The sequence below is a fragment of the Flavobacterium sp. xlx-214 genome (genome assembly GCF_013874595.1).
Taxonomy (GTDB): domain Bacteria; phylum Bacteroidota; class Bacteroidia; order Flavobacteriales; family Flavobacteriaceae; genus Flavobacterium.
Window position 1 is genome coordinate 531062 of sequence record NZ_CP059431.1, and the last position, 14361, is coordinate 545422.

A 14361-nucleotide genomic window follows, 5' to 3' on the forward strand; every position below is an offset into this window, starting at 1 on the left:
CAAAAAGCTTTTATATAAATGTACTTTAAAAATTTCAAAACTCCTAATAATCAATACATTTGTAAAAACAATTATATGAAACACCTTGTACTTATTTTAATATTGATAAGCAACTTGTCTTTTGCTCAAAACCAATATCAAATTACTTATGTAGAAAAATATAATGGAAAGGTTATTAATGATGACAAAAAAACACTTGTAACAGCAAACAATACCGCAGCTTTAATAACAAATAGTCAGTTTAAAAGTTCAAAAGTATACCCAAAACAACAGAATTTCATCAATACAACCAACAATTACATTACATCGCAAGCTACTTTTAAAAACTTATTGGTGCTATCAACTATTGATTCTACCTCAATAAACAATCAAAAGCTTACGTTAACCAATGAGTACGAAACCATTTTGGGATACAAAACCAGAAAGGCTACAACTAGCATAAACTCTAACACCATTAACGTTTGGTTTACCACCGATTTACCCATAAAAGCCGCACCCAACAGCTTAGGCATTTCCTTAGGCGTTGTTTTAAAATACAGTCGTAATAATGATTATGTTATAGAAGCAACGCAAGTAAAAAAGCTTTCTAAGAAAGAGCTTACCAACTTAACGCCTTCTATGGATAAAACGGTAAGTGGATTAGACTTTCAGGATGCGTTAATGAAAGCCCGTTACACAACAGTTCCTATTTTTAAAGACGATATTCTTAGCTTTAACGAAAACAATAAATCAAACGATTCTATCTTAAAATTTGCCAACGGTACCGTAGCAGTTCGTAAAATTAAGATGCCTAAAATTGATAAAGGTAGCTTGGTGTTTTTAGATGTAAAAGAACAAGCTAACGGAGATGCTTATGATAGAACAGGATCGGTATTTGTGATACTACCCAGCACTAAAGCTACTTTTTTAAAGGGGTTGCAAGAAGGTATTAACACACTTCCTTTGTACGATAACGGCACAAGCAAGAAATACCAAGGCATTGTAACTACAAACACTTACGAAACACCTATAGAGTTAATGCGTTTCTTTACGCCTTTTGGGGTACATCACTTTAATCATATTAAATTAAAAGATAAGGAATGGCGCGATTGGGTTGATTACCGCCAGGATATTTCAGAGTTTAACGAAGTGCTCTCTGAGCAAGAAGTTTACATAGGCATCTTTATAGGTAATTACGATAAAGGCGGTCATAAAGTATCGGCTAACATTACAATTCATCCTAACGAGACTAATTTGTTTCCAAACCAAACCATAAAACCGTTGTTTAATACAACAAATGTTATGGAAATGGGCGGACAAGAATACCCAATCTTGTTTGAAAACGGCAAAACTTTAAAGGTAAACTTTGAATTAGATAAGCCACTTACCAATGTTTATTTGCGATATATTGCTACAGGTCACGGCGGTTGGGAAAATGGAGACGAGTTTGTCCCTAAAATTCATGAGATAGTATTAAACGGTAAAACAGCACAAAGCTATTTGCCTTGGCGTGTTGATTGCGGATCGTATCGCTTAGACAACCCTGCTTCTGGAAATTTTGCAAATGGTTTATCAAGTTCCGATTTATCACGCGCCAACTGGTGCCCGGGCACTGTTACCAACCCAACATATATTTATTTGGGTGATTTAAATAGTGGAATGCACGAGATAGAAATCAGCATACCGCAAGGATTACCAGAAGGTGGTAGTTTTAGTTATTGGAATGTATCGGGTGTTTTGTTAGGTACTAACTAACTTTAAACTATCAACCTATCCATTTTGCTCTTTTATGTAAATAGACTTAAAAAAAAGAAGCTTCCTTATTTTAAAAGGAAGCTTTACTTTTTTACTTAATAGAGTTAATGATATCGTATTTTGTAATGATGTGATACTTGCCATCTTCCAAATCAACCAGCACGGCATTGTTATCTTTTGTGATTAACTTTGATACATCTTCAACCTTTGCTTTCTTGTTAACAACCGGATAAGGTGCACCCATAACCTCGCGGATAGGTTTTTCTGCAATGTTTGCATCGTTCATAAAAGCAGCAAATAAGTCACTATCTTCTAAAGAGCCCACAAAACCATCTTTATCAATTACTGGGATTTGAGATATTTTATACTTTCTGATACGATCTAATGCGTGTGAAACCAACTCTTCGGTGCGCACCACAACCAAAGGTTTTTCAATATGATTTTGAATTAAATCGGCAGCAGTTGTAATTTCATCCTCTAAGTAGCCGCGCTCACGCATCCACTCATCGTTAAATATCTTACCAATGTAACGCGATCCTGAATCGTGAAACAAAACCACTACAACGTCGTCCGGTTTCAATTCATCCTTCATTTGCAACAAACCTTTAATAGCCGACCCTGAAGACATCCCTACAAAAATACCTTCTTCTAAAGCTAACTTACGGCAATATACCGCAGCATCTTTATCGGTTACCTTTGTAAAATGATCAATTACTGAGAAGTTAACGTTCTCTGGCAAAATGTCTTCTCCAATACCTTCGGTTACGTAAGAGTATACTTCGTTCTCATCAAAGATTCCTGTTTCATGATACTTCTTAAAAACCGATCCGTAGGTATCAACACCCCATACTTTTACATTAGGTTTTTGTTCTTTAAGATACTTTCCTACTCCAGAAATGGTTCCGCCCGTACCAACGCCCACAATAAAATGGGTAACAGCACCTTGGGTTTGCTCCCAAATTTCGGGTCCGGTTTGTTCATAGTTAGCTTGCGCGTTTGATGGGTTATCGTATTGATTTACGTACCAACCGTTAGGTGTTTCTTGCGCCAAACGTTTAGAAACTGAATAATACGAACGTGGATCTGTAGGCTCAACATCGGTTGGGCAAACCACAACCTTAGCACCTACTGCACGCAGTATATCCATTTTTTCTTTTGATTGTTTATCAGTAATCACGCAGATTAGTTTGTATCCTTTAACTACAGCAGCCAAAGCCAAGCCCATACCTGTGTTGCCCGACGTGCCTTCTATAATAGTACCACCTGGTTTTAAACGACCATCAGCTTCGGCATCCTCAACCATTTTTAAAGCCATACGGTCTTTACAAGAATGCCCCGGATTAAAATATTCTACCTTTGCAAGCACCTTACAAGGCAGGTCTTTTACAATACTATTTAACTGCACTAACGGTGTATTACCAATAGTTTCTAATATATTTTTAGCGTATTTCATTACTTTTTAATTTGTGGCAAAGATACAAATATGATGTGGTAAAAGAAAGAAAGTTGTGTTGCCACAACTTTTAGTTAAAGAAATTCCATTTAATACCCAAGCGTACCGTTAAATCTCTGTAAGGCTGCGTTGGCGTATTGTAATAGTTATAACCTGTAAACTTTGAGTTAAAATGTTCTACGTTGATGTAGATTTGTGCTGTTTTTATTTTGGCATTAAGGAAAAAATCGAACATTGGAAAATTACCTACCTTAACTTGATTTTGCACAACAAAGTCGCCCAAAATAGGATTATACTCGTTAGCAAAATACTTAGTAAAGTAGTTAAAGGTGATACCTGTTTGCAGAAATAAAGCTTTATCAAACACATAATCTGAATAATATAAGGTGTTACGCGTGATTACTTGCGGTACATTTAAAATATCATTGTCTTGTACTACTTGCTGAAACATTACGGTATTATCTAACGCCCATTTGCGGTATTTAAATTCTTTCTGCGCCTTTACACTTAAATAATTAATAACCTTACCGTATTGTTTTGGCGTAACTAATTGCTGTGTGTAACGATTGTTTGCATTTACTGTAGTTGCATCGTTAGAAAAATATAGCTTATCGGTAATTAACTGATACGTTCCTGATAACGCAACCCAAGGTGTATTAAGAGTAGCATTAAGTGTATTGTACTTTTCATTTGCAAAATTATGATGCCAATTATAGTATGTATAATCACTTTGAAAAAGCTGAAAAGTATAATCGGGTACTTTACTTTGCAACTGATATTGCACATCCAAACCATAACTATCATTTATATTGATGGATGCTTTTGCGTTTAAATTTGTAAGCGATCTACCAATAACCGATTGCTTAAAGTTGACATCAGCAGTGTAATTTTCTTTGTTTAATATATAAGAACCGCCCAATGTAACAATATCGTCCTTTAAGAAATTAGGAATCTTTTGGTTGTTGCTATCAAATATTACCGAGTTATAACTGAATTTTGAATTGAAGAAACCAGCACTTACAGCAAACAATCCTATCTTACTAGAGTTAAAAGCTAAATCAACATCGTTTTCAAATTGATAAAACTGTACTTTATCAAAAATACTATTAGAAAAAGAGGTTCCAAAATAAGGCTTTGAGTTGTTGAATGGGTTTGCATTATCTTGCTCAAATCTGTTTGAAAAATACTCGTAAGTAAACTGATGTCGAATCAATGCTTTGTTACTTTCAGATTTATTAAACTGAAAACTTTGATCTAAGTAAGTACGCAATCCTTTAAATCGTGTTTTAGAAGCATCAAATTGAACTCTAATTTGTTCACGTTTATTGTAAGGCTCGTCTGATGATTCAAATAAAGCAGTATTAAAAACACCTCCATTTTCATCGTTATAAATGTCTTGAAATGTAATATGATTCTTGAATTGATATCGTTTATTTTTAGTAAAATAACTTGAACCTATTCTAAAATTACCATTTGATGTTTGCTGATTTACATATTTACCCTGAGAACGCATTCCTCTGTAACCTATGAAAGCATTAAACTGTTCAGATATATTCACAGTTAAAAGTGCATCTAAATTTTGACCTTTACCTGTTACGCTTCTATAGAATAACTCGGATGCTGGGGTAGGCACATTGTAATAATTGATATCTTCTTTATTTAAATACGAAAACCTACGTGCATTAAAACCTAAATTAATAATGTTTTGAAGATGTAAAAAGTTAGGATCAAGTGCTTGATAGGTTTGTCCATCATTACTAAACCCTAAAAGACCAAATGTATCTTTTCGTAAATAATTTTGAGCATATTGTTTTTTAACATCCAGAATTGTATCAAAAGTAGAAGCTCCTTTTAACTCATTAAAAACTTTATATGAAGAAATAGGCGCTACTGTATCACCAGCAACTGTAACAATTTTGTTTGCTTTAATAGTATCATTACCTGCTAAATTCATTGACGAAAAACGATCAACAGAATTAGTTGGCTGCACACGACCTGAATTTATAGTAGTTCTATTTAATTTTTTATCAACTCTTTTTACTTGAGACCAACCCAAAGTAGAAAAAAGCATAAGAAAACATAAAAGAAAACGCATAGATGCAAATTTTAAACAAAAGTAAACTATTTTACTAAATTTTCTACAATAAAAAAAGAGGTGCAATTGCACCTCTTTTAAAATATAATCTAAAAACTTACTGATTAATAACCAGGGTTTTGTACCATATTTGGATTAGAAACCATTTCAGATCTAGGAATTGGTAAAGTTAACTTTAAACTACTAGGCTCTAAACTACAAGCATTTGTTGAAGCACAATCTTTAGGATCACGAACAAAACCAGGAGATCCTGCACGAACACCAATACGTTTCATATCTAAATAACGTTGACCTTCAAATGCAAACTCAACTCTACGTTCTTCTAAAATACGTAAAAAAGCCTGTTGCTTACTAGAAAAGTTAGTAGGCATTGTAACTGGCGTATTAGCTCCTAAATGTCTATTAGCTCTAATATTGTAAATGATAGACTCAACATTTGAATAATCATTTAAAGCAACTGTTCCAGTAACCTTACCTTCGTGAGCGCGTTTCTCAGCTAAAGATAATAACATATCAGTATATCTAAACATCCAAAGACTATTCATTAATGGTCTGTTTGTTATTCCAGGATACTTTCCAATATGTAAAATATCTTTTGTACGATAATCTTCTGGAGATAATGAAGCATAGTTTGTAGCTACTAATGAATTACTAAATACAGCTACAGCATAACGTAAGTCTAATCTATCACTACTATAAGCCGTACCTTGTTTAGAAGGGTCTAGTTTATCTAATTCATTATACAACGAACGCCCCATTTCCATATAAGCTCCTTCACCAACTTCAGCAGCATACCAAGAAGCAGCAACCCCACTAGTACCAGAACCTTGAGTAGAAACTCTGTTTAGTTTAAATATCCCTTCACTATCAGCTGTACCAGCACCGTCACCAAACATTCCAGCATACATACCATAATCAGCAATTGATTTAGTCTTACTTAATTCATTAAAAGCAACTTCTAATTTTGCATAAGAACTATCAGTTTGCAACATTGAATACATTTTGATTAGAATAGCTTCTAACATTTCATTTGAAGCAAATCCAGTACCACCTTCATTCTTGATTCCGCCTAATTTTTTTGCTTTTTCAATATCACTTTCTATGAAAGCAACAATTTCACCAACAGTTGATCTTTTTTCATATCTTGAATAATCAGAAGTTTGTAAAAAATCAAATTTAATTACTGATAATCCATTAGGATTCGTATAATCTGGAGTAAAGAAAGCAAATAATTTATAATGACAATAAGCTCTTAAAGCATAAATATGCGCTTTATGTTCATTCAATTTATCAACTTCTGCATTAGGCTCAACCAACATCTCATCAATGCGGCTTAAAATTCTATTCAATCTATTAACAGCTCCATAATAGCTTCCCCAAATTCCTTGAACGTTATCATTACCTGCTTGTAAAATAAAAGTATAGCTTCCATCATTAATTCCTTGCCCTGCATTTGCAGCACCTACACCTAATTCATCTGTAAAGTAAGAATCAAAATCAATTTCTGTTTCTCCAGAAAATTGAGAATATACATAGCGAATTCCTTTTCCTACATCATCAGCACTTTTGAAAACTTGGCTTTCTTCAGTAACTACACCCGCCTGCTGTATTTCATATGCATCTGAACATCCAGCTAAAACTACTGATGCAAATAAAGCACTTAAAAATATTTTTTTCATAATTAATTGTCTTTAAAATTGAACTTCTAAACCAAACGAAATTGTTCTTGGTGTTGGATACTGTCCAAAATCAACAGCTCTACTACTTTCAGCATCCCAACCTCTCCACTTAGTCCAAGTATAAATATTTTCACCTTGAGCATAAACTCTCAATCCAGATAATTTTAAGAAATCTAAATCTTTCTTCTTAAAGTTATATCCAACTGTTAAATATCTTAATCTTAAATAAGATGCATCTTGTAAATAAAAATCTGATCCACCACCGTAAGCAAAGTTAGAACCATTTAATGCAGGGAACTTAGCATCTCTATTATCTTTTGTCCAATAATCATTTAAATCATTAGATAAGTTATTTGCTTTAATTCCAGAAGGAGCTGTAAAGAAATAATATTCATTATCATATCTCCAAGCATCTAAAGCATAAGTAAAATCAGCAGTTAAAAACCATCCTTTATGTTGTAAATCTAAACCAAATCCACCTTGATAAACAGGCATTGATGATTTACCTAACCATTGATAATCAGCATCAGTAGGTTCTTCAGTTACTCCACCATCTTTGCTACGGAACATCATGTTACCATTATCAGGATTGATTCCAATATAATCTGCCATAAAAAACTCATTAACCATATGTCCTTGGCGGTAACCTACTAAACTACCATCCCAATAAGTACCATCCTCTGTTGGAATGTCAAGAACGGTATTTTTATTATACGCTCCAACTAATCTAAGTGTTAATGTAGTTTCATCATTACGGATTAAATCTCCAGCAATATTTAATTCAACACCTTCATTTTTCATACTACCAAAGTTAGCATTAATAGTAGAAGATCCATTAATAGCTGAAATAGGTGTATCTAAATACAATTCATCAGTTTGTTTTCTATACACATCTAAACTACCTCTTAAACGGTCTTTCCATACACCAAAATCAAGTCCGATGTTACTTTGCGTAATAACCTCCCATTGTAATCCTCTATTAGGTAAACCAGTAAGGGCCAAACCTGTTTCTTGATTATACCCAACACCTGAACCATAACGAGTATCATATAAATGAGCACCTCCAAAAAGACCAGAGTTTGTAATATCCTGATTTCCTGCAGAACCATAAGAAGCTCTTAATTTTAATGTATTGAAAACAGAATTTTCCATAAATTTCTCGCTATCAATATTCCATCTACCAGCTACAGACCAGAAAGTACCCCAACGATTATCATCAGTAAAACGGAAAGAAGCATCACGACGAATAGTAGCATCTAAACCATATCTTCCATCATAGTCATAACTAGCTGTTCCAAAATAAGAGAACAAACCTGCATCACTTCTAGATAATGAAGCTGTTGGTGAGTATAATTGATAGTTCTCTGCACTACCAATCCATCCTGTAGAACCTCCGTCTGACCAGAAAATAGGATCAAAACCTTGTTTGCTAATACTTCTTGATCTAAAGTGTGCTTTAAGATATTCTAAGAATACACCAGCTGAAACTTTATGAACTTCATTAAATGTTTCTTCATAACGTAAATTTGTGTTAGTGTTAAAAATGAAACGCTCTTCAAAAATATCACCTACACGTCCAAAATATTTTCTGTTTTGAGGAACACCAAATAAGTACTCATTAAATGCATCATATCTAGTCCAACTATTTTGATTTATTGTTTGATAATCTGCACCTGTTTGGTTTGATAATTTAAAATTATCATTTAACTTATATGCAATATTACCATTAACTAACACTTTTAACTCATTTTGTCCAAAGCCTGAAGTTTTCATTTTATCCATTAACATTAATGGCATACCATCAGCTGTTCCAATTTTTCTATCACGATATTTTTCATATAAATCCCACCCATTAATATAAGAATTAGGACTTAAATATGGTAAAGATTGAAAAGCACCTAAAAAGTAGTTTTGGTTTACACCATTAGTACCTGCAGCATTCTCCATATTTGATTTAGAGTAATTCACATTAAATGTAGTACCGTAAGTTAATTTTCCTGAAGCATTTTTCCCATCAAGATTATTTCTAACATTAAAACGTTTTAAATCAGTTCCTCTAAGAATTCCTCCAAATTCTGAATAACCTACAGAAGTAAATGAAGAAATATTTTTAGCCCCTCCACTAAAAGTTACTGTATGTGACTGACTAATTGCATCATTAAAAAACACATCTGTCCATTTAGTATCTGCAAAACCTTTTTGCACAGCAGGACTAAATTTAGTAATACTAGGGTAATAACGGTTTGCACCATTTACAAAATTAACATAATCTTGCGTATCCATAAGATTATATTGATTTCTTTGAATAGAAGAAACACCTGTTGTACCAATATATCTGATACTTAAATCAGCATCAAAAGAACCACGTTTAGTTGTAATAACAATTACACCATTTGCTCCACGGTTTCCATAAATAGCTGTAGCTCCAGCATCCTTTAAAATATCTACACGGTCAATTTCATTAGGGTTTAATGAACGAAAACGACTTGAAGACATCGGAACACCGTCAATCACATAAAGAGGCTCTGTAGAACCATTGATAGAACCTAAACCACGTAAGGTTACCTGACTACTTGCCCCTGGTTGACCTGAACCAGTCATGATATTCAAACCTGGAACTTGTCCTTGTAATGTTTGAATAATAGAAGCATTCGGTCTTCCTTCAATTGTTTTAGATGTAACTGAAGAAACAGAAGTTGCATTTTCTTTCTTAGAAGTAGTTCGGTAAGTATCAATTACCACTTCTTCTAAACCAATTGCATCATCTTCTACTAATGTTACGTTTAAAACTCCTGAATCAGTAGCAGTAACTGTTGCTGCTTTAAATCCAAGATACTCTACTTTAATCTTGTCTCCTTTTTTTAAAGTTAAAGTATATCTACCTTCTTCATCAGTTTCGGTTCCCTGAGGAGTCCCTACAATCAAGATAGAAGCACCTGGTATAGGGTCACCATCTTGCGTTTTTACAACTCCTGTCACTGGTTTTTGGGCAAAACCTATTTGCGCCATAAAAACAAGAAACAGAGTTAAAATCCAAGTAAACTTTGATCTCATATTAATTTAATTTGAATTAGTTTAGTTACAAAACTAAAGCTTTTTTATATAATAACAAATTTTTAACATATAAAAAAAAGAGAATTGTATGTACAATTCTCTTTTTTTCAATAAATTCTAATCTTTATTTTTTTACAAACTTATAACTCTGCTGTACTGCATCTTTAGCTAAAACTAAAATATACGAACCTGTTTTTAAGAAAGAAACATCAATTGAAGCATCTTTTGAATTCAAATTCAGTGATACATCTTTAATTTTCTTTCCACTCATATCATAAATATAAGCCTTTGTGTTTGTTAATTTATCTAAATCACCGCTTATATTTAAATTTGAATCTGCAGGGTTAGGATAAACATTTAAGTTTTTCAAAACATTATCTTCTAAAGAAAGTCCATTTCCAATTGTTGGCATTTGCCCTCCAGCTCCAGAAACAACTAAAGTAAAATCTTGCTCTCCACCTTGCAGTGTTCCTTTATGCGTAATAACAACTTCATAGTTTCCTGCAACAGCATTCTGCGGCTCAATTTTTTCAATATTATCCCTTTCGTTATCAACAAGTCTTGTAGCAATATTAATAGAACTTGGAGCTATTTTTATATCTCTATTCAAAGACCAAGGAAAAGACGTTGCGTTAGTATCGGTATTAACCAATCTTACATCTAAATCATTAACTAATTTCTTTAAATCTACATCAGATAGAGAAGAAACTGTTCCGGCTGGATCGTTCCAAGCAATGGTTACTACTAATGGTCCATTTCCATCGTAAACAAATTTATAATTAAAAGTAGAACCTTGGATTATCTTTAAATCTTGAAAAATTGCAGTTTTAGCTACTGCCTGATCTATAATATCAACACCTTTAGCAGCATCAATTAGTCCCCAACCAAACATAAAATCTGGACCAGCTGCTGGACCTGTCTCTCTTGCAGTATGCGCCATTAACGCACGTACAGCTGCTGACTTCATGTATCTATCAAACACTTTTTTATGGTATCCTTGCCACAATGTAAACACGCCAGTTACTGCAGGCGCCGCCATTGATGTTCCTGCCATTACATCAGTAGATGTAATACCACCTACACCAACAGAAACTACAGGATCAAAACCATATTCCCCACCTTTGGCAGCAATATCAGGCTTTATTCTAAAATCATCTGTTGGCCCATAATTACTATAAGTCGAAATAAAAGGTCCAACACCTGCAACAGAACCAACGGATGTAGGTCCTGTAATTCCTGAATAATTTTCCGTACCTCTAGTAGCAGCCACAACAACTACATTCTTAGAAACACCTGAATTAGACAATAAATCTTTTCTACCTGTTTTTGCTGGAACACTACCATCACTCCTATCATTACCTGCCGCAAAAACCATTGTATAATAAGCAGCGTTATTGGCTAGAACATCATACTCTCTAGCCCTTGCATTATATTGCCCGAAAATAGCAGTTGTACCACCACTTGCAATATATTTTGGAGCATCTAACCCATAAGAGTGATTAGAAACATAGATAGTGTTTGTTTGTGCAGTTGCAGCAGCAGTCATTGTAGGTATATCATTAGCATTAATACCATTGTACGCATGAACTATTGCTTTATATGCAAAACCTTTAGCATAGTTATTTCCAAATTCTCCTGAGGCTACTGTACCCGCCACGTGAGCACTATGCGCAATACCTCCTTGAGAAGCACCAACATTAGGACTGTTTTTATGTAGATACCTACCTGTTGTAAAGCCCAAGTGACCAGTTAACCCGGCACCACCATCCCAAACACCCGCAATCATACCAGCACCTTCAATTCCTCTAGCATGAAGTGGCTTTGCATTAGCAGTTTGTACAGAACTACCTACAAGCACATTATTAAAAAACTCATAACCGCTTGTTGCTTTACTATTAGATGTGGTTTTGTATATCAAAGCCTCTGTTTCTTCATCATAACCTGCCAAGGCAAATGAACTACCATTTTCTTCTCCTGAAATTGGTTTTCCTTGTTTTTTTGCAATTTCAACAGCTTTAGTATAATTCTTGTCATACTCAGCTTCATTTTCGGCAGCAAAACTTTTTAAGAATTCAACATTAGTTCCTTTACGCACATAATCAGGCATTGTATTAGAAACTGACGCAGAATTACTATCAACCTGAGCATTAGCGCTAAAACTAGCTAATGCTAAAGCCAAAAATAACTTTGTAATTTTATTTTTCATTTTATTTAAAAATTAATCATAATACATTTAAGATATCAAATTTATGTAATTTTGTTGTATCTTTTGCATAACTTTTAAAATAAGCCAATATTTAACATTTCATTATGTTACAAAAATCATACAGTAATTTTCATTTTGAAGTAGGGACTGATGAAGCTGGAAGAGGCTGTTTAGCTGGACCGGTAACTGCTGCTGCCATTCTAATTAACAAACAATTAGAAAATGAGTTAATCAACGATTCTAAAAAACTATCTTTAAAATCTCGTAATTATTTAAGACACTTTATTGAAGAAAACAATCGATTATTTCAGGTAGCTCATGTTTTTGAGGAAGAAATTGATGAAATAAACATTCTTAATGCTTCAATTAAAGCAATGCACAAAGCTATTGCGCAGTTTTCTTTTGAACCTGAGTTTATTATTGTTGATGGAAATAGATTTAAACCTTTTAATAACATTCCTCATCAAACAATTGTAAAAGGCGATAGTAAATATTTGAGTATTGCAGCAGCTTCCATTCTTGCAAAAACGTATAGAGATGATTATATGTTACAATTACACGAAGAATTTCCTATGTATAGATGGGACAAGAATATGGGATACCCTACAAAAGAGCATAGAGCTGCCATTTTAGAATACGGACCATGCAAATACCATAGAAAAAGTTTTAAACTTTTACCCGATCAATTGGTTTTGGATATATAAAAAAAGAGCTTCACTATAGAAGCTCTTTACTTAAACTAATTCAAATGGATTAATATCCACTATTTTGTTTCATTCCACTAGCATTAATTTCGCCTAACGGAATTGGAAATGCTATTTTGTAACTACCGTACGCAACATCTTCTAAAAGAACTGGATTTGGAGGTACGTCTTGTTTTGTTCGCATTAAATCATCAAAACGCAATCCTTCAAACATCAATTCTCTTCTACGTTCTTCTAATAAATCTTCTAGGGTAATTGATGTCCATGCTTCAACATTTCGTTTAGCGCGAATATAATTTACAAACTCTAAAGCTTCATCTAACTTTCCTAAGTGAAAAGCCGCTTCTGCACCATTCAACAAAACTTCTTCATAACGCATAACAATAACATCATCTGAATAAGTTGGATACTTCTTTAAATTTTTAAAATCTTCATAAGCATCATATCCATACACTTGGGTTCTAATATCTTCATCTTCAAAAATACTGGTAATAGTATCTTGAGCCACAATATCACCATAATTTAAACCATTATACATCTCTGACAAACAATCATTTCCTAAGTTATCGTTTGATGGCATTGATAATTGAAAAACCGTATTAGCATCTGGCACATTTCCTTCATATTGTCTAATAAATTCTAAATTACCAATAACACGATCTCCACCAGAAATAACTTCTTTTGCGGCATCATATGCAATTTGCCAATCTTCAGGAAAGAAAGTCGCAAAATAAAGTGCCATTCTAGATTTAAATCCATAAGCAGCTTCTTTTGTGAAATACTTAGGATTTGTATTTTGTATCATTTCTATAGCTTTATCAATATCTGCATAAGCTTTTGTTCTAACCTCAGCCAAAGTATTTCTTTCTGCTCCAAAAGCTAACCCTTCTTGTGCATTTTTAGGATACGTAGTAACGTAAGGAATTGTTAAAGCATTTGCACCACCTTGTCCATCGACATGTTGTTGACCGAAAAGTTTAGCTAAATCAAAATGGGCTACAGCTCTTGCAAGATAGGCTTGACCTTGATAATCTTTAATTGTATTTTCATCACCTGTAATTCCTTCGGCATGAATTGCATAATTGGCATTTAAAATTACTTGGTAAATAGTACGCCATGTATCAGCAGGATAAGCAGCTGTTATTAACACGTTCATTTCCGAAACATTTCGGAATCGGTTTGAATAACCTGCAGAATAAGCATTATCTGTACGACACTCATTAAACAAAATATAATCACGACCATAATATTCCGCTGCACGCATTTTTTTATACATACCCATTACTAGGTACTGCATATCTGTTTCTGTTGCAATTGGATTTTTATCCAAGTCTCTTTCAGTTGTTAACTCAGGCTCTAGCGCATCTTGACTACAAGAAACAATGGCTGATGCTGACAATAAGCCAAACAATAATTGTATATATAATCTTTTCATA

8 protein-coding genes are annotated in these 14361 nt (G+C 33.6%); 2 read left to right on the forward strand and 6 right to left on the reverse strand.

Annotation, left to right across the window (positions count from 1 at the left end; all coding sequences use genetic code 11):
* Positions 1 to 75: 75 nt before the first annotated feature.
* Entirely contained in the window at positions 76 to 1734 is a 1659-nt protein-coding gene (locus H1R17_RS02520; protein ID WP_240453360.1) for a GLPGLI family protein, read from the forward strand.
* A 91-nt stretch (positions 1735 to 1825) separates the two neighbouring features.
* Here the strand turns inward: H1R17_RS02520 and H1R17_RS02525 are convergent, their stop codons facing one another.
* The 5 genes from H1R17_RS02525 to H1R17_RS02545 all read right to left on the reverse strand — a co-directional run bounded on the left by H1R17_RS02525 (position 1826) and on the right by H1R17_RS02545 (position 12221).
* Positions 1826 to 3187 (reverse strand): pyridoxal-phosphate dependent enzyme, encoded by a 1362-nt coding sequence (locus H1R17_RS02525; RefSeq protein ID WP_163432557.1) that lies wholly within the window; start codon positions 3185 to 3187, stop codon positions 1826 to 1828.
* A gap of 70 nt (positions 3188 to 3257) precedes the next feature.
* Positions 3258 to 5282: a putative porin gene (locus H1R17_RS02530; protein ID WP_163432556.1), complete on the reverse strand. Its 2025-nt coding sequence runs from the start codon at positions 5280 to 5282 to the stop codon at positions 3258 to 3260.
* Positions 5283 to 5386: 104 nt separating this feature from the next.
* On the reverse strand, positions 5387 to 6961 hold the full coding sequence (locus H1R17_RS02535) for a RagB/SusD family nutrient uptake outer membrane protein (protein WP_163432555.1): 1575 nt from the start codon (positions 6959 to 6961) through the stop codon (positions 5387 to 5389).
* Positions 6962 to 6973: 12 nt separating this feature from the next.
* Entirely contained in the window at positions 6974 to 10015 is a 3042-nt protein-coding gene (locus H1R17_RS02540; RefSeq protein WP_163432554.1) for a SusC/RagA family TonB-linked outer membrane protein, read from the reverse strand.
* A 124-nt stretch (positions 10016 to 10139) separates the two neighbouring features.
* The gene (locus H1R17_RS02545) at positions 10140 to 12221 is read right to left on the reverse strand and encodes a S8/S53 family peptidase (RefSeq protein WP_163432553.1); all 2082 of its coding nucleotides are present in this window, start codon (positions 12219 to 12221) and stop codon (positions 10140 to 10142) included.
* 104 nt (positions 12222 to 12325) lie between these two features.
* Between H1R17_RS02545 and H1R17_RS02550 the strand changes: the two genes are divergently transcribed.
* On the forward strand, positions 12326 to 12925 hold the full coding sequence (locus H1R17_RS02550) for a ribonuclease HII (protein WP_163432552.1): 600 nt from the start codon (positions 12326 to 12328) through the stop codon (positions 12923 to 12925).
* A gap of 49 nt (positions 12926 to 12974) precedes the next feature.
* Here H1R17_RS02550 and H1R17_RS02555 read toward each other — a convergent pair whose 3' ends face one another.
* Entirely contained in the window at positions 12975 to 14360 is a 1386-nt protein-coding gene (locus H1R17_RS02555) for a RagB/SusD family nutrient uptake outer membrane protein (protein WP_163432551.1), read from the reverse strand.
* Between the last annotated feature and the right edge of the window lies 1 nt (position 14361).

Coding starts and splice junctions, on each gene's coding strand:
- H1R17_RS02520 (WP_240453360.1), top strand. CDS start 76: ATGAAACACCTTGTACTTATTTTAATATTGATAAGCAACTTGTCTTTT.
- H1R17_RS02525 (WP_163432557.1), bottom strand. CDS start 3,187: ATGAAATACGCTAAAAATATATTAGAAACTATTGGTAATACACCGTTA.
- H1R17_RS02530 (WP_163432556.1), bottom strand. CDS start 5,282: ATGCGTTTTCTTTTATGTTTTCTTATGCTTTTTTCTACTTTGGGTTGG.
- H1R17_RS02535 (WP_163432555.1), bottom strand. CDS start 6,961: ATGAAAAAAATATTTTTAAGTGCTTTATTTGCATCAGTAGTTTTAGCT.
- H1R17_RS02540 (WP_163432554.1), bottom strand. CDS start 10,015: ATGAGATCAAAGTTTACTTGGATTTTAACTCTGTTTCTTGTTTTTATG.
- H1R17_RS02545 (WP_163432553.1), bottom strand. CDS start 12,221: ATGAAAAATAAAATTACAAAGTTATTTTTGGCTTTAGCATTAGCTAGT.
- H1R17_RS02550 (WP_163432552.1), top strand. CDS start 12,326: ATGTTACAAAAATCATACAGTAATTTTCATTTTGAAGTAGGGACTGAT.
- H1R17_RS02555 (WP_163432551.1), bottom strand. CDS start 14,360: ATGAAAAGATTATATATACAATTATTGTTTGGCTTATTGTCAGCATCA.